At 56.3% G+C, this 19,057-nt stretch carries 16 protein-coding genes and 1 pseudogene; all 17 read left to right on the top strand.

Annotated elements, in window-relative coordinates; translation table 11 throughout:
- The first annotated feature begins 112 nt into the window (after positions 1–112).
- On the top strand, positions 113–904 hold the full coding sequence (locus D5281_RS21415) for a replication initiator protein A (protein ID WP_160562028.1): 792 nt from the start codon (positions 113–115) through the stop codon (positions 902–904).
- A gap of 62 nt (positions 905–966) precedes the next feature.
- Positions 967–1,821 (top strand): ATP-binding protein, encoded by an 855-nt coding sequence (locus tag D5281_RS21410; RefSeq protein WP_160276505.1) that lies wholly within the window; start codon positions 967–969, stop codon positions 1,819–1,821.
- Complete coding sequence (locus tag D5281_RS21405; protein ID WP_160276504.1) at positions 1,818–2,015, top strand: transposon-encoded TnpW family protein; 198 nt, start codon at positions 1,818–1,820, stop codon at positions 2,013–2,015. The genes D5281_RS21410 and D5281_RS21405 overlap by 4 nt, the downstream gene beginning before the upstream one ends.
- 133 nt (positions 2,016–2,148) lie before the next feature.
- Positions 2,149–3,771 carry a recombinase family protein gene (locus D5281_RS21400; RefSeq protein WP_160562027.1) on the top strand — a complete coding sequence of 541 codons (1,623 nt, stop codon included), beginning with the start codon at positions 2,149–2,151 and terminating at the stop codon, positions 3,769–3,771.
- Between the two features lie 79 nt (positions 3,772–3,850).
- A pseudogene (locus D5281_RS21395) lies at positions 3,851–3,946 on the top strand (Maff2 family mobile element protein); the annotation flags it as partial.
- A gap of 14 nt (positions 3,947–3,960) precedes the next feature.
- Complete coding sequence (locus D5281_RS21390) at positions 3,961–4,830, top strand: VirB6/TrbL-like conjugal transfer protein, CD1112 family (protein ID WP_160562026.1); 870 nt, start codon at positions 3,961–3,963, stop codon at positions 4,828–4,830.
- 15 nt (positions 4,831–4,845) lie between these two features.
- The gene (locus D5281_RS21385; protein WP_010815322.1) at positions 4,846–5,418 is read left to right on the top strand and encodes an MT-A70 family methyltransferase; all 573 of its coding nucleotides are present in this window, start codon (positions 4,846–4,848) and stop codon (positions 5,416–5,418) included.
- A gap of 18 nt (positions 5,419–5,436) precedes the next feature.
- Positions 5,437–6,741, top strand: a complete 1,305-nt coding sequence (locus tag D5281_RS21380) for a DUF3848 domain-containing protein (RefSeq protein WP_160562025.1) — start codon at positions 5,437–5,439, stop codon at positions 6,739–6,741.
- A complete protein-coding gene (locus D5281_RS21375; protein ID WP_160232725.1) occupies positions 6,742–7,161 on the top strand; it encodes a PrgI family protein in 420 nt (139 codons plus the stop codon). It abuts the gene before it with no gap.
- Positions 7,085–9,562 (top strand): VirB4-like conjugal transfer ATPase, CD1110 family, encoded by a 2,478-nt coding sequence (locus tag D5281_RS21370; RefSeq protein ID WP_160562024.1) that lies wholly within the window; start codon positions 7,085–7,087, stop codon positions 9,560–9,562. Before D5281_RS21375 ends, D5281_RS21370 begins: the two co-directional genes overlap by 77 nt.
- Positions 9,563–9,575: 13 nt before the next feature.
- On the top strand, positions 9,576–10,679 hold the full coding sequence (locus D5281_RS21365) for a DUF6674 family protein (RefSeq protein ID WP_010815319.1): 1,104 nt from the start codon (positions 9,576–9,578) through the stop codon (positions 10,677–10,679).
- A complete protein-coding gene (locus D5281_RS21360; protein ID WP_330585217.1) occupies positions 10,676–13,651 on the top strand; it encodes a CD1108 family mobile element protein in 2,976 nt (991 codons plus the stop codon). The genes D5281_RS21365 and D5281_RS21360 overlap by 4 nt, the downstream gene beginning before the upstream one ends.
- Positions 13,612–14,595: a hypothetical protein gene (locus tag D5281_RS21350; protein WP_330585216.1), complete on the top strand. Its 984-nt coding sequence runs from the start codon at positions 13,612–13,614 to the stop codon at positions 14,593–14,595. Before D5281_RS21360 ends, D5281_RS21350 begins: the two co-directional genes overlap by 40 nt.
- Entirely contained in the window at positions 14,592–14,840 is a 249-nt protein-coding gene (locus D5281_RS21345; protein WP_016303794.1) for a DUF4315 family protein, read from the top strand. The genes D5281_RS21350 and D5281_RS21345 overlap by 4 nt, the downstream gene beginning before the upstream one ends.
- Positions 14,841–14,843: 3 nt before the next feature.
- Positions 14,844–17,129, top strand: a complete 2,286-nt coding sequence (locus tag D5281_RS26110; protein ID WP_277935516.1) for a DUF4366 domain-containing protein — start codon at positions 14,844–14,846, stop codon at positions 17,127–17,129.
- A 177-nt stretch (positions 17,130–17,306) separates the two neighbouring features.
- Positions 17,307–18,782 (top strand): DNA topoisomerase, encoded by a 1,476-nt coding sequence (locus D5281_RS21330; RefSeq protein ID WP_160562022.1) that lies wholly within the window; start codon positions 17,307–17,309, stop codon positions 18,780–18,782.
- Position 18,783: 1 nt separating this feature from the next.
- On the top strand, positions 18,784–19,057 hold a 274-nt coding region (locus tag D5281_RS21325; protein WP_160562021.1), incomplete at its 3' end, for a recombinase family protein.

Genomic DNA, 19,057 nt, shown 5'->3' with positions numbered 1-19,057 from the left:
GATAAATGTCACGCTTTAGGATATTCCAGACCCCCGTAAATCAAGGCTTTTTTGACCGCCCTCAAAGGGTATGCGATACATTTATCCTTTATCCCCGAAAATGCCGTTTTAAATGCGTAACAGAAGCCACAGACAGGAGGTGAGAACCATAACCGAATACATCACAGCCGACACCATTATGCCGCCGTTTTTCCGATACCCCCGTTTTCTGCTGAAAATGGACTTGTCACAGACCGCAAAGCTGCTTTATTCGCTGCTCCTTGACCGTTCCGAACTCTCACAGAAGAACGGCTGGCAGGACAGCGAGGGCAGGACATACATTGTCTACCCTGTTTCGGAGATAGCGGAAATGCTGGATAAAGGCAGCACCGCCATAAAAGCCGCACTGAACGAGCTGGACGCTGCCGGGCTTCTGGTGAGGGAACGCCGGGGCTTCTCCGCACCGAACCGCCTTTATGTGAAAGTGCCGCAAGTGCCAGTGGTACAGTTTTCCGACCATATGACCGCCATACAGTCGGAAAACCGACCCTCTGATAGCCGGAAAAGCGACCCTCATAAGGACGGAAAACCGACCTTTGCGTTGGACGGAAAACCGACCCCTAACCAACTTACTATAAACAAACTAAAAGAGAACCAACTAAAAGGAGCGAGTGAGAAGCCGCCCGCCCCGTTTGGCAGATACCAGAATGTTTTCCTCTCTGAAAGCGAATATGCGGAGCTGAAAGAGGAATACCCGGACAGGCTGGAACGGCTCATTGAGGAAATGAGCGAGTTCATAGCTGCCACCGGGAATGATTATGTGTGCCATGCCGCCGCATTGCGCCGCTGGTTAAACCGGGAGAAAAAGGAGAACCCGAAAAAGGGAATCCCCGATTATTCCTACAAAGAGGGCGAGAGCCTTTGACCGCATAGACACAACGCCCCGTAAACAGGGCGTAAAAGACCATGAACAAGGAGGACGATTTTATGTGTGATTACGATAACGCTATTTTCCGGCTTGCCACGGCACAGGAAGCAGAGCCGGAGGACTACACAGGGGAGGACGGGCTTTTATACTGCGGGAGCTGCCGCCAGCCCAAAGAAGCCTACTTCCCGGAGGGCAAAACCTTTTTCGGACGTGACCGCCACCCCAAAGAATGTGACTGCCAGAGAAAACGCCGGGAAACGCTGGAAGCCGCAGACCGGGAACATAAGCACCGGGAGGAAGTGGAACGGCTGAAAAGAAAAGGCTTCACCGACCCGGCTATGAGGGAATGGACTTTCGGGAACGACAACGGGAAATGCCCGCAAATGCACAAAGCCTATTCCTATGTGGAGCAATGGGAACAGATAAGCACCGGGAACTATGGATTGATTTTGTGGGGGAATGTCGGCACGGGCAAGAGTTATTTTGCCGGGTGTATCGCTAACGCCCTCATGGAAAAAGAGATTTCCGTGTGCATGACAAACTTTGCCTTGATACTCAACGACCTTGCCGCCAGCTTCAAAGACCGCAACGAATATATCTCCCGCCTTTGCAGCTTCCCCCTGCTTATCCTTGACGATTTCGGAATGGAGCGTGGCACGGAATACGGTTTAGAGCAAGTCTATAACGTGATTGACAGCCGATACCGCAGCAGAAAGCCGTTGATAGTCACCACAAATTTGACGCTGGAAGAATTGCAGAACCCGGAGGACACGCCCCACGCCCGCATTTATGACCGCCTTATTGAAATGTGTACCCCCGTCCGCATTACCGGGGAGAATTTCAGAAAAGCCGCCGCAAGGGAGAAAATGGAACAGCTTAAAAAGCTACTGAATGGAAAGGAGATTTGCCTATGACCGACACGCCCAAGAGAAGCACCGCCACCACCGCCCGCCGCCCGGATTGCGTGACAGAAGTACGCCGGGGGAACACCGTCCTTGTGGTTTCCGGCTATTTCAAACAAGGCACGACCGCCACCGCCGCCGACAAGATGATGAAAGTGCTGGAAGCGGAAAGCGCAGCCGGGGGAACAGCCGCACACGCTATGTAATGCGATAAGCCTTAATAAAATAATGTGATATTTTTCGACATAAAGTAGCAAAAAGGACTGTACAGCAAGCCCCGCCCTATGGTATAATAGACCTACGGAATAGTGGGGCTGGCTGTCGGAAATGGAGGAAACCATGACAAGACAGACCACCCAAAAACTGATTACCGCCCTATATCCGAGATTGTCGCACGAGGACACGCTCCAAGGCGAATCCAACTCCATAAGCAACCAGAAGCGAATCCTTGAAGCCTACGCAAAACAGAACGGCTTTTCCAACCTCAAATGGTACACGGACGACGGATTCTCCGGGGCAAATTTCCAAAGACCCGGCTTCCAGTCCATGCTTGCCGACATTGAAGCGGGGCTTGTGGGAACGGTTATCGTAAAGGATATGTCAAGGTTAGGGCGAAATTACTTACAAGTGGGAATGTACACAGAAATGATTTTCCCACAGAACGGCGTCCGCTTCATTGCAATCAATGACGGCGTAGACAGCGCACAGGGCGAGAATGATTTTGCGCCCTTGCGTAACATTTTTAACGAATGGCTGGTGAGGGATACGAGCAAGAAAATCCGGGCGGTAAAACGCTCAAAAGGCATGAGTGGGAAGCCTGTCACAAGCAAGCCCGTGTACGGCTACCTCATGGACGAGGACGAAAATTTCATCATTGACGAAGAAGCCGCCCCCGTGGTAAAGCAGATTTACAGCCTTTGCCTTGCCGGGAACGGACCGACCAAGATAGCCCGTATGCTTACGGAACAGGAAATCCCCACGCCGGGAACGCTGGAATACCGCCGGACAGGGAGAACCCGCCGCTACCACCCCGGCTATGAGTGCAAATGGGCGGCGAACACCGTGGTACATATCCTTGAAAATCGGGAATACACGGGCTGCCTTGTGAACTTCAAGACCACCACACAATCCTACAAGTGCAGCAAGATTATCTACAACAGCGAGGACAAACAGGCAATCTTTGAGAACCACCACGAGCAGATAATCGACAGGGACACATGGGAGCGTGTGCAGGAGTTACGCAAGCAGCGCAAACGCCCTAACCGCTATGATGAAGTGGGTTTGTTCTCCGGCATACTCTTTTGTGCGGATTGCGGCAGCGTCATGTACCAGCAACGCTATCAGACGGACAAGCGGCGGCAGGACTGCTATATCTGCGGCAGCTACAAGAAGCGCACAGCAGACTGTACGGCGCATTTTATCCGCACCGACCTTTTAACCGCCGGAGTGACCGAGAATTTACGGAAAGTCACCAGCTACGCCGCCAAGCACGAAGCCCGGTTTATGAAGCTGTTGACCGAGCAGACCGAGGACGGGAGCAAACGCCGGAACGCCGCCAAGAAGAAAGAGCTGGAAGCGGCAGAAAAGCGGATTGCGGAACTCTCCGCTATCTTCAAGCGGCTGTATGAGGACAGCGTGGCGGGGCGCATATCGGACGAGCGTTTCACGGAACTTTCGGCAGACTATGAAGCCGAGCAAAAGGAACTGAAAGAGCGTGCCGCCGTTCTGCAGGGCGAGCTTTCAAGGACACTGGAAGCCACGGCAAACGCTGAAAAGTTTATGAAAGTAGTCCGCAAGTACACCAGCTTTGAGGAACTCACCCCTACCCTGTTGCGGGAGTTTGTGGAGAAAATCGTAATCCACGAATCGGAAGCCCTTGACGGGAAACGCCGGGGGAAGCTCCGCAGACAGGAAATCGAAATCTATTACTCTTTTGTCGGCAAGGTAGAGTTGCCCGACTAAAGCCCGACCCGTCCGGCAGTCAGCCGGACAGGGAACGGCAAAATTTTTTACACTTCTTTTACTTCTTTATCTCACATGAGCAAAATCGCAGGGCATGAAGCAGCTTATGGCCGGCGGCGGTGTTGCCCTGATTGGGATGCAGCTTATCCCTCTGCTGGCAAACCTGTTCGGTTAAGGCAGGGATAGCCTATGCTGAACATCCTCGACATAATCAAAGACTGGATCAAGGAAATCCTGCGGGAGTGCATCATGGGCAACCTGGACGGGATGTTTGACCAGATTAACAATGAAGTCGGGGAGGTTGCGGCGAATGTGGGGACGACCCCGGCGGCATGGAACGCCGGGGTCTTTTCCATGATCCGCAATCTGAGCGATACAGTCGTGGTGCCGGTTGCGGGGATCATCCTGACCTTTGTCCTGTGCTACGAACTGATTTCGATGCTGATGGAAAAGAACAACTTCCACGACTTTGAAACCTTTGCACTGTATAAATGGATTCTGAAAGTGTTTGTGGCTGTGTATCTGGTCACGCACACCTTTGACATTACAATGGCGATTTTTGAACTGGCGCAAACGGTAGTACAGCAAAGCGCCGGTGTGATTACCGGCACGACCAGCATAGATTTTGCGGCTGCGCTGGGCGATGTTGCCGCCCAACTGGAAACGATGGAGATTGGGGAGCTTTTCGGCCTGCTGGTGGAAACCATGCTGTTAAAAATCACCATGCCGGTGCTGTCGTTCTGCGTCATGCTGGTGCTGATCGGGCGCATGATAGAAATTTACATCTATTGCTCGGTGGGCGCAATCCCCTTTGCAACGATGGCAAACCGGGATTGGGGGCAGATGGGCAACAACTATCTGCGCGGTCTTGTGGCGCTTGGGCTGCAAGGCTTTTTCATTATGATCTGCGTTGCGATTTACGCCATACTGGTGGGACAGATTGGGAGCGCTGACAACATCCACATCGCTATCTGGCAGTGCGCGGGCTATACTGTGCTTTTGTGCTTCTCCCTGTTCAAAACCGGCGCGGTCAGTAAATCGATCTTTAACGCGCATTGAGGAGGTGGGAACGGATTGAAAGAATACAGCATCATCCTTGCCGACCCTCCGTGGGCCTACAAGGTATGGGCAAAAAAAGGCATGGGACGCACGGCAGAAAACCACTACCCCACCATGCACATCAAAGACATTCAGACTTTGCCAGTGGGCAGGCTGGCGGCAAAAGACTGTGCGCTGTTTTTATGGGTCACAATGCCTACGCTGCCGGAAGCCTTTTCTGTCATTAAGGCGTGGGGCTTCACTTATAAAACCGTGGCGTTTGTATGGGTGAAGCAGAACCGGAAATCCCCCTCCCTCTTTTGGGGGCTGGGACACTGGACACGCGCCAATGCGGAATTGTGCCTGCTGGCAACAAGGGGAAGCCCGAAACGCCAGTCTGCCGCCGTCCATCAGGTGATTGTATCGCCGGTGGAGCAGCACAGCAAAAAGCCGGATATGATTCGGGAGCGGATTGTTTCCCTGATGGGCGATCTGCCCCGTGTGGAACTGTTTGCCCGCCAGAGAGTCCCCGGCTGGGACGCATGGGGAAACGAGGTGGAACCAAGCCCCGGACTGGCGGAGGAATTAACCCATGAAAATTTACCGTAAAGGAGGGAGCGAATTTATATGGACACTGAAAAACTGCGGCGGCAGTTAATCGACCGTATCACGGAAAATTACCGCGAATACCGCGCCAATCTGCTGTTAAAAGACCGGCAGGAACTGATTGACGGCGCAGGCAGGATTGCCGACACCGCCCTTGTATTCCAGCACATGGCCGACCGAAGCTATAAAGACGGCGAACTGGAATACCTTTTGAAATTCCAGAACCCTTTGGAGGTGGTTACGGAGCATTGGGCGGACTATGAACTGATGCCGGATGTACTGGACGCGCTGATTGCGGATGCCACTGACCGCCAGGACGATTTGACCCTGTTCCCGCTGGCAGCGGACGCGCCGGCGCAGAAGCCGGACAGCCTGCGGAAGTTTCTGAATGTAGACCTGGAAACCGTCCTGCCCCAGATTATGAAGCAGAAAACCGCCTTTTACCAGACAGACCTAAACTATGCGCTGGATGCCATGCGGGAGGGCGCAGCGTCCGGCGACCCGGCAAAGCAGAACTTTGTCCTGATTTTCCGGCAGAGCGGCGTGGAGTGCTTAAATGAGCGCGATATGTTCATCGGCGGCACACGCAGCTTTAACACGCTGCAATTCTACCACACGCAGACCCGCGAGCCGGTTCTGGCCTATTCGGTGGAACTGACCGGCAGCGATAAGGGCGGCTTGCGCGGCAACCTCTACCAGCAGGACAACCACCGCCTTGCGGAATATGCAGGGCGTACCGCCTCCCCCTATACCGATGTGACTGTTACATTTGCCGGGGGAAAAGAAGTGCGGCTCCCGGAAAAGGAATTTCACTATGAAAAAGCCGCAGACCTGAAATATCTGCACGGCAGCATTAAGGAGGTTCGCAATGAAGCGGAGGACGAAACCGTGGTGCAGGGGGCGGTCAAACGGGAACATGACCGCCGGCGGGAAATGCCCAGGGGCTACTTTGCCGTCCACCTGCAAGCGCTGGATGAACAGCGGATTCAGGCCGAAGCAGACCGGCTATCGGCCGCGCTCACGGACTTAAAACAGCCCAACTCGCCGGACAGGGAGCAGTTTATGGCGGAAATCTCAGTGTATTTCCTGCCCCTGGCTTCCCAGCACGATATGAACCGGCTCTATGAAAAGGTACAAAAGCAGGTGGGACAGCCGGTGTACTTTTCCCCGCCGGACAACACGGGGAAGCGTTATATCGTCATGCGGCGGGAGGAACGCGCACAGGAGCAGCCGGAACGCAAGCCCTCCATCAAGGCCCAGCTTTCCGCAAAGCCCGTCCCCGGCGATAACCCCGCCGCCAAAACCAAAGACCGGGAGGTGAGATAAATGCCCTTTGTACCCGTACCCAAAGACCTTGCCAAAGTCAAGACAAAAGTGGCGTTCAACCTGACGAAACGCCAGATTGTATGCTTTGGCGCGGGCGGACTGGTGGGCGTCCCCGCCTACATTTTTACACGCGGCAGCATTGGCAACGAACCGGCGGCGCTCCTTATGATCGGTTTGATGCTGCCCTTTTTTCTGTTTGGCATCTATGAAAAAGACGGTCAGCCGTTAGAAGCAGTCCTGCGGCATATGATACGCGCACAGTTTCTCTGCCAGAAAACGCGCCCGTACCAGACCGACAACCTGTACGCCGCCCTTTCGCGGCAGACCAAGGAGGTATCAGCGATTGAAAACAAAACAGCAGGCAAAGCAGGCAAGAAACCTGCAAGCGGCAAAAAAGGAACTGAAAAAAGAAAAGTCTGACTTAAAGGCCACCCTGCGCCTGACCCCGGACGCGAAACTGAGCAGCCGGGACAAACGGCGGCTTGCGGCATCGGTCAGCAAGGCAAAGCGGGACGGCAGGCTCCCCAAGACCGCCCAGCAGACCATCCCCTACCAGGAAATGTGCCGGGACGGTATCTGCATCATTGGCGACCGCTATTTCACCAAGCAAATCCAGTTTTACGATGTGAACTACCAGCTTGCACAGAACGAGGACAAGAACCTGATTTTTGAGAACTACTGCGATTTCCTCAACTATTTTGACAGCTCCATCAAAGTCCAGCTTTCTTTCCTCAACCAGCGGGCCGATATGGAGGAATACCAGAAGTCCATCCATATCCCGGAGCAGGCGGACGCATTTAACGGCATCCGGCGGGAATATTCGGGGATGCTCAAAGGCCAGCTTGCCAGGGGGAACAACGGCCTGACAAAGACCAAGTACATCACCTTTGGCATTGAAGCGGACAGCCTGAAAGAAGCAAAGCCCCGCCTGGAACGCATTGAAGCGGATGTGCTGGCGAATTTCAAGGTGCTGGGCGTCCGCGCCCACTCGTTAGACGGCTATGAGCGTCTGGCAATCCTGCACCGGATGTTTCACCCGTCGGATAACCAGAAATTTAAGTTTGCCTGGGACGCCATCTGGAAAACCGGGCTTTCCAGCAAGGACTTCATCGCGCCGGACAGCTTCACATTCAAGTCCGGCCAGTATTTCCAGATTGGCAGAACCTACGGCGCGGTATCGTTCTTACAAATCCTCGCCCCGGAACTGACCGACCGTATGCTGGCGGATTTCCTCGACCTGGAAAACAGCATGGTGGTGACGCTGCACATCCAGTCCATCGACCAGAGCGCAGCAATCAAGAACATCAAGCGCAAGATTACCGACCTCGACCGCATGAAGATTGAGGAACAGAAAAAGGCAGTCCGGGCAGGGTACGACATGGACATCATCCCGTCCGACCTTGCCACGTTCGGCAGCGAAGCAAAGACGCTTCTGGAAGATTTGCAGAGCCGCAACGAGCGGATGTTCCTTGTGACCATGCTGGTGATGAACCACGCCGGGACGCGGCAGAAGCTGGAAAACAACATCTTCCAGGCGGCGGGCGTGGCGCAGAAATACAACTGCGCGCTGCGCCGTCTGGACTACCAGCAGGAGCAGGGCTTAATGTCCTCCCTCCCGCTGGGCCTTAACCAGATCAGCATCCAGCGGGGCCTTACCACATCCAGCACCGCCATTTTCGTGCCGTTCACCACCCAGGAGCTTTTTATGAACGGTGAAGCGCTGTACTACGGCCTGAACGCCCTCTCCAACAACTTAATCATGGCTGACCGCAAGAAATTAAAGAACCCCAACGGCCTGATTTTAGGCACACCCGGCAGCGGCAAATCCTTTTCCGCCAAGCGGGAAATCACCAACGCCTTTCTGATTACCCCGGACGATATAGCCATTATCGACCCGGAACAGGAATATTCGCCCCTTGTGCAGCGGCTGGGCGGGCAGGTGATTGACATATCCCCCGCCTCCGACCAGTACATCAACCCGATGGACTTGACCCTCAATTACAGCGAGGACGACAACCCCCTGACCTTAAAGAGCGACTTTATCCTTTCCCTGATGGAGTTGATCGTGGGCGGCAAGTCCGGCCTGGAACCAGTGGAAAAGACAGTGGTTGACCGCTGCGTCCACATGGTATACCGGGATTACCTGCAAGACCCCAGGCCGGAGAAAATGCCGGTGTTAGGCGACCTCTATGAACTTCTGCGGAAACAGCCGGAGCAGGAAGCGCAAAGGCTGGCTACCGCGCTGGAAATCTACGTCACCGGCAGCTTAAATGTGTTCAACCACCAGACCAACGTGGAAATCAAGAGCCGGATTGTCTGCTATGTGATTAAAAACCTGGGCAAGCAGCTTAAAAAATTCGGGATGCAGGTGGTTCAGGATCAGGTGTGGGGACGGGTCAGCGAAAACCGGGAAGCCCATAAATCCACCCGGCTCTACATTGACGAGATGCACCTGCTTCTCAGGGAGGAACAGACCGCCGCCTATACTGTTGAGATTTGGAAACGGTTCAGAAAATGGGGCGGAATCCCGACCGGGATTACCCAAAATGTCAAGGACTTGCTGGCAAGCCGGGAAATTGCGAACATTTTTGAAAACAGCGATTTTATTTATATGCTGAACCAGGCGGGCGGCGACCGTCAAATCCTGGCAAAGCAGCTCAATATCTCCCCGCACCAGCTTGGCTATGTGACCAACTCCAATGCCGGCGAGGGGCTTTTGTTCTATGGCAACGTGATTATCCCATTCGTTGACCATTTCCCCAAGGACACGGAACTCTATTCGATCATGACCACCCGCCCGGAGGACTTGGCGGAACAGTAAAGGAGGGTAAGATTTGGAACACAATCAGGAAATTATGGAGCAGTTTTTGAAGCTGCTTTCGGAAAACGGGCGGGCGGGACAGTCAGAGGATTTGTCCCGCCTGCTGTTCTATATGGATGGCATGAACCGCCAGCTTGACGCGGTGCGCCAGGAATTGCAGACCGTCAGGGTACAGCTTGCACAGGCCCAGGACACGCCGCAGAAAACCGTCTTGCAGGGCATGGTGGACGGGTTGCAAAACAAAGTCCGGCAGGCGCAGGAAAAGCTGGACGGCCTGCGGGAGAAAATCATGCAGTGCGCCGCCAACGCGGTAGAGGGTTTCAAGCGCGTGGGCGTGACTGCACTGGATAAGGCGGTTTCCGCTATGGGCATCCACAAGACGCTGGAAGCGGTTCAGCAGAATATCAGCGGTTCCCTGGCCGATGCCAGAAAGAACATTGAGAAAATAGAAACCCTTGGCCACGAACTCCGCAGCGTGGGCGGGCATCTGAAAAACGCCGGACGCGCCGTGACCGGCAGGGAAACCCAGGCCGTGGACGGCGGGCAGGAGGGGCGTTTCCAGGCCGCTGTCCTTGCCCCCATGCGGACAGTCCACAAGATGCTCTCCACCATGAACAATGCCACCCTTGCGGCAATCGGCAGCGTGGAACGGCTGGAAACGGCAGCGGAAACCGTGCGGGAAGCCAAAAAGCCCCCTGTCCAGCAGACGGAGAATGAGGAAAAAGAGCCGGAACACAAGGAAGAACCCACGGAAAACCAGCACCGTGAGAAACCCTCCATCCGGCAGACGCTGACAGAAAAAAAGGAGCCTATGAACGCAAGCGATATTTTAGGCGACCCTGCCCGCGTCAAAATGTTTGACACGGTTTTAGAGGAATCCTGCCGCCAGTGGTGCGACTGCATCAATGACGCCCCGGAACGTGCCAGCGGCAAAGGCTTTGCGGCCTTTTTCTATGAGGTCTTTGAACAAAAAGAGCAGGAATACAAAGCCGAGTTAAAGGCCGACACGCGCTCTGAAAAGCCCTCCATCCGAAAAGCGCTGAACGAGAAAAAGGCCGAAGCCGCCGCCCGCCCTGCCCCGGAGCCGGAACGTAAAGCACCGGAGGCCGCACGGTGAGCCGGGAACGGTTTCAGGCACGGGAGAAAAAGGTTCAGAAGATGGGACGGGACGGTCTGGTGGAACACAACCGCGCCACCGGCGAGGAAAAGCGCGTCAGCCAGCGCACGGCGGATGCCGCCTTTAACCGCGCCCGCCCCACGGAACGGGAGGACATCCGCCGTCCGGCAGTACGGGGCGCAGACACCGGCAAAAAGCGGAAACAGCCCCGCCCTGCGCCGGAAACAGCGGCAGAACAGACGGAAGTGTTGCTTACGCCGGAGTACCTAGCATCCAGCACCGCCGAACCGCCGCCCGATGCCCCGGCAACCATGCGGTGCGCGGTGGATATGCCGTTGCTGGATGCGCCCGCCGCCGAAGAACCCACTCCCGCGCCGGTGAGGAAACGCCCCCAAAAGCGGGGGAAAACGAGCAAAAAGAAACAAAGCACGAAATTCGTGGAACACGCTGCCCGGCCGGACAGTGAGAAAAAAACGGCTATGCGCGGTGTAGAGGGCGCTCCTGCCCCAAAGCGGCGCACTTCTGAAGGCGGCTCCCGCCTGCAATTTGACAAAGAAGAACCGGCTGACCCTGCCACTGACCGCACAGCAATCAAAAAGCGGCAGGTATCAAAGCTGACGGAACACGCCGCCAAGCCAGACAGCCGGGAAACCTCTGCTATGCGTGGTGCAGACAGCACACCCGCCACAAAACGGCGCATTTCTGAGAGTGGCTCCCGCCTGCAATTTAGCAAGGAAGAAGAACCGGCTGACCCCACCGCCGACCGCACAGCAATCAAAAAGCGGCAGGCGGCAAATCTGGCGGAACACGCCGCCAAGCCGGAGGATAAACAAAAATCCGAGGACAGGCTAAAATCCGATGGCAACCCAAAGGCCGGGGGAACCCGCCTGAAATTTGAGGATACCCCCAAAGATTCGGAAACTGCCGGTGATGCCGCGCCCGATGCCCCCACCCGCCAGCAAAAGAAATATAACAAGGCCGTCCGCCGCACGGAACGCGCAGACCGCCACGTGGAGCAGGCGCAGATGAAGCTGCCTGCCAAGCGCCGCCTGCACATGGAGCGCCAGCCTGACGAAGCCAGCGGGAAAATGAAACGGCGGCTCCGTTTTGAGGAGGAAGTGCTGCCGGAATACCGCAGGCCCTCCCTGCTCTCCCGTGGAGCCGGCGCGGTGAAAATGGCGGCGGTTATCAAGCTGCACAGCAAAATCCGCGAATACGAGCGCGACAACGTGGCTCTGGAATCCGCCCACAAAAGCGAACTGGTTGCCGAGCAGGGCGTGGGGCGCGTCCTGCGCTGGGAACGGAACCGCCGCCGCGCCAAGCCCTACCGCACTTTACGGAAAGCACAGCAGAAAGCGGCGCGGGCGCACACCGACCTTGCATGGCAGACCGCCCTGCGGGATAATCCCGAACTGCAACGCAAAAACGCGCTGGCAAAATGGGTGCAGAAACAGAAAATCAAGCGGAAATACGCCCAGGCCGCCCATGAAGCCAAACAGAGCGCGAAATTTACCCAAAACGTCCTGACCGCCACCGGCAAGATTGCCCGCGCCATCGCCCAGTATGCGGCGGCGCATAAGGCGGTCTTTCTGGCGGTTGCAATGCTGGCGCTGGTGGTGATGTTCTTTGCCACGGGCCTGACCTCCTGCACCGCCATGCTCTCCGGCTTCCAGTCCTCCTATATTTCCGCGTCCTACATGGCCGACGAGGGGGAAATCTGCCAGAGCGACCTTTACTACACCGAAAAGGAAACGGATTTACAGATTGACATTGACAATACCGAGGAAAATTACCCCGGCTATGATGAATACCGCTACAACATCGGTGAAATCAGCCACAATCCCTATGAACTGCTGGGCTACCTTTCCACGGCGTTCAATGCCTTTACCTTTGCAGGGGTTCAGTCTGAAATCGACCGCATTTTTTCCGAGCAGTACACCCTCACCCGTGAAGTGATTGTGGAAACCCGGTACGACGATGACGGCGACCCCTATGACTGGTACGTCCTGCAAACCACATTGACCGTGCGCCCGCTGTCTGCCGTGGCACAAAGCCATCTCTCTCCCGGCGAACAGACCGACCGCTACGGTGTGTATATGCAGACCTACGGCAACCGGCAGGCGTTTGGGAACCCCTTTGATTTCTCATGGCTGGGGAACGTGAGCAGCGGCTACGGCTGGCGGGTACACCCCATCAGCGGGGAAAAGAGCCTGCATCGCGGCATTGACCTTGCCGTGGCGCAGGGTACGCCGATTCTGGCGGTGCAGGACGGGCGCGTGGTATCGGCTGGCGACGCGGGCAGCTACGGGCTGTGCGTGGTGATTGAGGACGATAAAGGCTACCAGTCCCGGTATGCCCACTGTTCCAGCCTAAACGTCAGCGCAGGCCAGGAAGTAAAACGCGGGGATGTGATCGCCGCCGTTGGCAGCACCGGCAACAGCACGGGGCCGCACCTGCATTTAGAGGTCATGCTAAACGGCGAATACTTAAATCCCTATTTCTTCGTGGACAACGGCGACGATGGAACCGGCGCAATCCCCGGCACACCCGGCGGGCCGGCTATCCCGGACTATTCCGGCGAACCGATGGGGGACGGCAGCTTTGAAGCGATGCTCCATGAAGCAGAAAAATTTTTAGGATGGCCTTACGTTTGGGGCGGCAGTTCCCCCTCCACATCCTTTGACTGCTCCGGCTATGTTTCGTGGGTCATTAACCAGTCCGGCGTGGGCAGCGTGGGACGGCAGACGGCGCAGGGGCTTTATAACCTGTGTACCCCGGTATCTTCGGCAAACGCACAGCCCGGTGATTTGATTTTCTTCACCGGTACATACAGCTCGCCGGGGCCGGTCAGCCACGTTGGGATTTATGTGGGCGGCGGGCGGTTCATTCACTGCGGCGACCCGATCTCCTACGCCAATACGGGAAGCCCCTATTGGTCTGCCCATCTGTACGGATATGGGCGTCTACCCTGAAACACTTTTTTAAGCATTTTTGCCAGAAACGGAGGTATGATTTGAAAATTGGACTGATTGATGTGGATTCCCACAACTGGCCGAACCTGTGCCTGATGAAGCTGTCCGCGTACCATAAGGCGCGGGGCGACCTGGTTGAGTGGTGGAACCCAGGGAACCACTACGACCTTGTTTATAAAAGCCGGGTATTCACAGATACCTACTCGAAAGATACCATTGCCGTTACCAATGCCGATGCCGTCATTTCAGGCGGCACGGGCTACGGCATAAGGGAAAATTTACCGGATGCGGTGGAACACACCCGCCCGGACGCTTCTTTATATCCGCAGTTTTCCGATACCGCCTATGGCTTTTTGAGCCGTGGCTGTCCGCGAAACTGCGGATTCTGCATTGTCAGCGGCAAGGAGGGGCGCAAAAGCCGCAAAGCAGCCGACCTGTCCGAGTTTTGGGACGGGCAGAAAGAAATCAAGCTGCTGGACGCAAACCTCCTCGCCTGCCCCGACCATGAAGCACTGATTTTACAGCTTGCCGAAAGCCGCGCATGGGTGGACTTCTCCCAGGGGCTTGACATCCGCCTGGTTACGCCGGACAATGCGGCGCTCTTAAACCGGGTACGCACCAAAGCGGTACATTTTGCCTGGGACAATCCAGGCGAGGACTTGACCGGGCATTTTAAGCGTTTTCTGGAACTGACCGCCATTAAGAGCGACCGAAAGCGGCGCGTCTATGTCCTGACCAATTACGGCAGCACCCATGAGCAGGACTTGTACCGGGTGGAAACCCTGCGAGGCATGGGCTATGACCCCTATGTGATGGTCTACGACCGCCCCACCGCGCCGAAAATCACCCGCCAGCTTCAGCGCTGGGTGAACAACAAGCGGATTTTTTACACTGTCAAAAACTTTTCCGATTATATTCCAAACAGAACAGGAGGGACAGCATGAAAATTGACCGATTAAAAACCGACTTGGCGAAAGCCAAAGAAAAAGCCGCCGAGTGGCAGGCCCGTGTACGGGACTTGGAGAAGCAGATCACCGAGCAGGAAAACCTTGAAATCTTGCAGGTGGTACGCGGCGTGGCGGCTTCGCCGGAGGAACTGCGGGGGCTGCTGGATATGATACGCGGGGCGAAGATGCCCCCGGCTGGCAATGCCCGAACTTTTGAAAACATGGATAAGGAGGAAATCTGATATATGAAAACAAAACGCTTTCAGCGCACGGCGGCGATGCTGCTGTGCATTTTTATTTGTGCCTGGACAATGTTCCCCCTGATGGGCGCGGCCTTTGCCGCCGAGGGGCTGCATGACACCGCAGAGGCAGAAATCACCTGCTGTTGTGATATTCGCTGCACGGCGGATACCCTCAACGCAGACTGCCCGGTTTGTACGCAGGATGTGAATGCCTGCACCGGCACGGAACCGGAAGCACCCACCGAAACAGAAACACCCACCGAGCCGGAAACCACCTGCTTCTGCGATACCCGCTGCACGGCAGATACCCTCAACGCAGACTGCCCGGTTTGTACGCAGGATGTGAATGCCTGCACCGGCACGGAACCGGAAGCACCTACCGAGCCAGAAATCACCTGCTCCTGTGATATTCGCTGCACAGCAGACACCCTCAATGCGGACTGCCCCGTCTGTGTGCAGGAGGTAGCCGCCTGCATTGGCAAAGAGCCGGAACCGCCCACGGAACCGGAACCCGTCTGCATCTGTGAAACACGGTGTACGGCAGACACGCTCCATGCAGACTGCCCCATCTGTAAGCAGGATATAACCGGCTGCATTGGCAAAGAGCCGGAACCGCCAGCGGAGCCGGTCTGTATCTGCACCGCCCACTGTGAACCCGGCGCGGTCAATGCGGACTGTCCCGTCTGCCTGCTGAACCTGGCCGGCTGCACCATCGAAGCCCCTGCGCCTGTCCCGGTCTGCGTCTGCGAAAACAAGTGCGAGCTTGGCGCGGTCAACCCCGACTGCCCGATCTGCAGAGCCGACCTGACCGGCTGCACCGGCAAAGCCCCCGCACCCATCCCGGCATCCAATCTTTCCATCAAGATTACACCGCCCTCCGGCTGGGCGACCGGCAGCGCCGCCGCCGAGTTTCGCATTACCGATGAAAACGGGAACGGCTTTGCTCTCGTTCAGGTAAAAATCGAGAAAAACGGGCAATGGCGCGATGTGACAGACAGCTTGAAGCAGAACGAAAACTGCTGGTACGGGGAAATCGACCTTTCGGAGAACTGCACCGTCTATGTCTGCGCCACCGGCCACGATGGGAAAGTTTATGAGAAATCCCGCTATATGGAGTGCTTCGACCGCACCGCGCCTACCTTACGCGCCAGCATGGACGGGCGGCTGCTCCGGGCAGAAGCCAAAGACGACCTTTCCGGCGTGGCGGCAATCTACATTGACGGCGAGAAATACACCGATTTAACCAACGGCACACTGGACGTACCGCTGCGGGATTTGCCCGATGATTACGAGCAGCTTTCGGTGCAGGCGGTGGACGCTGCGGGAAACAAATCAAAAATCGTGCAGGTCAAAAACCCCAACTATCAGGCGGAGGATAACAAACAGAAGCCCTCCACCGGCCAGACACAGCCCCCGGCAACCACCGCGCCGGGTACATCCGCCACGCCTGGTACAACCACCACGCCTGCGGCTACAACACCCACAACGGGCGCGACAACCTCACCCAACACGCAGACTACCGCCCCGGCAACAAGCGTCACAAAACCGGCTGCTGGCACGGGCGGCACAAAGCCCTCCGCTTCGGCAAGTGCCGACCCGGACGAGGAAACAGACACCACGCCCCGCGACCCGGTTCCTTTGACCCCGGACGGTCAGGCTACCGTACTGGACAACGCCACCGGCGAGGACGGCAAGGAGTTTTATACCATCCAGACGCCGGATGAAAACGTGTTTTATCTGATTATCGACAACCAGCGCGATACGGAAAACGTGTATTTCCTCAACGCCGTCACCGAAGCCGACCTGATGGCGCTGGCAGTCAAGGAGGACGACGCGCCGCAGACGGACGCAATCCCCGGCCCGGAGCCGGCCTGCATCTGTACGGAACAGTGCGCCGCCGGCGAGGTCAACACCGACTGCCCGGTCTGCACCCTGAACCGGAAAGACTGTACCGGAAAAGCCCCTGTGACCGATACGGAAACCGAACCCGATAAAAAGCCGGAGAAAACAAAAAGCGGCGGTTCCGGCACACTGATTTTAGTGCTGCTTGTGGCGCTGGCGGCTGGCGGCGCGGGCTACTACTTCAAAATCTATAAGCCAAAAAAAGACTTGGACGATGCGGAGGACTTTGACGAACTGACCGGCGGGGACGAGGAGGAAACGGTCAACGAGGACGAGGATGTGGACGCGCAGGAAGAAACCCGGCAGACGGGCTATGAGGAACCAACAGCCTATGATGAGCCGGAGGAACCGGACTATCCTGAAAACTACGGCGGGGAGGACGACTGATGCGATTTACCAACAGCCCTTTTGAGCGGATGATGACCCAAAGGCCGTCCCCTGGCCGCGCCGCGCCTGCTTCCCCCGTCCATCCGCCCGGACATCCCTGCCACCGCTGTCCCTATGGGCTGAATGCGCCCTGCGTGGGGATATGCTACAAAAATCTGAAAAAGGAGCGTGAGAAAAATGCAACTTGTGATCGCGGAAAAACCGTCGGTAGCGATGGCTCTGTCTAAGGTGTTAGGCGCAAAAAGCCGGGGCGACGGTTACATGGAGGGCGGCGGCTGGCTGGTAAGCTGGTGCATCGGCCATCTGGTGGAACTTGCCCCCGCCGATGCCTACGACCCCCGCTATTCCAAATGGAACTATGCCGACCTGCCGATTTTACCGGAGCCGTGGCAGTACCAAGTGCTGCCGGACACCAAAAAGCAGTTTGAAACCTTAAAAAGCCTGATGCACCGGGCCGATGTCACCGCCTTAATCTGTGCAACGGACGCAGGGCGCGAGGGGGAACTGATTTTCCGCCTGACTTACCATCTGTGCGGCTGCACAAAGCCCGTCAAGCGGCTGTGGATTTCCTCAATGGAGGAAACCGCCATCCGAAAAGGCTTCGACTGCCTGCTGGACGGGAAGAACTACGATAATCTCTACGCCGCCGCCCTCTGCCGCGCCAAGGCGGACTGGCTGATCGGCATCAACGGTACACGTTTGTTTACCACGCTGTACCAGGGCAAAACCCTGAACGTGGGCCGGGTGCAGACCCCGACGCTGGCGCTGTTAGCAGAACGGGAAGCCGCCATTTCCGGCTTTCGGAAAGAGAAATTTTATACGGTGGAGCTGGAACTGGACGGATTCCATGCCGCCAGTGAACGCTTTGCATCCAAAACGGACGCGGGCAGGCTGCGTACCGGCTGTGTGGGCAAGCCTGCAACGGTACAGACGGTTTCCCAAAAGGAGAAAACCGAGCGCCCGCCCAGGCTGTACGATTTAACTACCCTCCAAAGAGAAGCAAACCGGCTGTTTGACTACACCGCCCAGCAGACCCTTGATTATCTGCAAGCCCTCTATGAAAAACGGCTGGCGACCTACCCACGCACGGACAGCCGGTACTTGACCGAAGATATGGCATCAGGACTGCCCTCATTATGTCAGTCTATCGCCGCATCGCTGCCCTTTGCGGCAGATTTATCCTTGCCGGTAAACGCCGCGCAGGTAATCGACAACAGCAAAGTCACCGACCACCATGCCATCCTGCCCACGGCAGAAGCGGCAAAAACCGACCTTTCCGCGCTGCCCTCCGGGGAGAAAAACATCCTCTTTCTTGCTGCCGCCCGTCTGCTGTGCGCGGTAGGCGAACCCCATACCTATGCGGAAACTGCCGTCACGCTGGAATGTGGCGGCGCTGTCTTTTCCGCCAAAGGCAAGACAGAAATCGCGGCGGGCTGGACGGCTTTGGAGCAGGCTTTCCATGCCACACTGAAACAGAAACCGAAGCAGGCGGAACCGTCCCCGCCGCTTCCTGCGCTCACCGAGGGACAGAAGCTGACCGCCGAGGGCGCGTCCGTCAAAGAGGGCGCGACCTCCCCTCCAGGCCATTTTACCGAAGTGATAAGCTGTCAGTGTGGGGCGTGGAAAACACCCCGAAAGAAAGGAGCAGGATAAAATGAAGAACAAGGACAGCTTAAAGATTACCGCACTTTACGAGAGATTGTCAAAAGACGATGAGCAGAGCGGGGAAAGCAACAGTATCACAAACCAAAAGAAGATATTAGAGGACTATGCGGAAAAAAACGGTTACGCCAACCTCTCCCACTATACTGATGACGGTTGGAGCGGGGCGAGTTTTGACCGCCCGAACTGGAAACGTCTGATTGAAGATGTGGAACAGGGAAAAATCGGCACAGTGATTGTAAAGGATATGAGCCGAGTGGGGCGTG

The organism is Parablautia muri, assembly GCF_009917485.1.
In the GTDB taxonomy this organism is placed as follows: domain Bacteria; phylum Bacillota; class Clostridia; order Lachnospirales; family Lachnospiraceae; genus Suilimivivens; species Suilimivivens muri.
This window is presented reverse-complemented; position numbering and strand designations above follow the sequence as displayed.

Coding starts and splice junctions, on each gene's coding strand:
- D5281_RS26110 (WP_277935516.1), top strand. CDS start 14,844: ATGAAAACAAAACGCTTTCAGCGCACGGCGGCGATGCTGCTGTGCATT.
- D5281_RS21330 (WP_160562022.1), top strand. CDS start 17,307: ATGCAACTTGTGATCGCGGAAAAACCGTCGGTAGCGATGGCTCTGTCT.
- D5281_RS21415 (WP_160562028.1), top strand. CDS start 113: ATGCGTAACAGAAGCCACAGACAGGAGGTGAGAACCATAACCGAATAC.
- D5281_RS21405 (WP_160276504.1), top strand. CDS start 1,818: ATGACCGACACGCCCAAGAGAAGCACCGCCACCACCGCCCGCCGCCCG.
- D5281_RS21390 (WP_160562026.1), top strand. CDS start 3,961: ATGCTGAACATCCTCGACATAATCAAAGACTGGATCAAGGAAATCCTG.
- D5281_RS21345 (WP_016303794.1), top strand. CDS start 14,592: ATGAAAATTGACCGATTAAAAACCGACTTGGCGAAAGCCAAAGAAAAA.
- D5281_RS21410 (WP_160276505.1), top strand. CDS start 967: ATGTGTGATTACGATAACGCTATTTTCCGGCTTGCCACGGCACAGGAA.
- D5281_RS21375 (WP_160232725.1), top strand. CDS start 6,742: ATGCCCTTTGTACCCGTACCCAAAGACCTTGCCAAAGTCAAGACAAAA.
- D5281_RS21400 (WP_160562027.1), top strand. CDS start 2,149: ATGACAAGACAGACCACCCAAAAACTGATTACCGCCCTATATCCGAGA.
- D5281_RS21380 (WP_160562025.1), top strand. CDS start 5,437: ATGGACACTGAAAAACTGCGGCGGCAGTTAATCGACCGTATCACGGAA.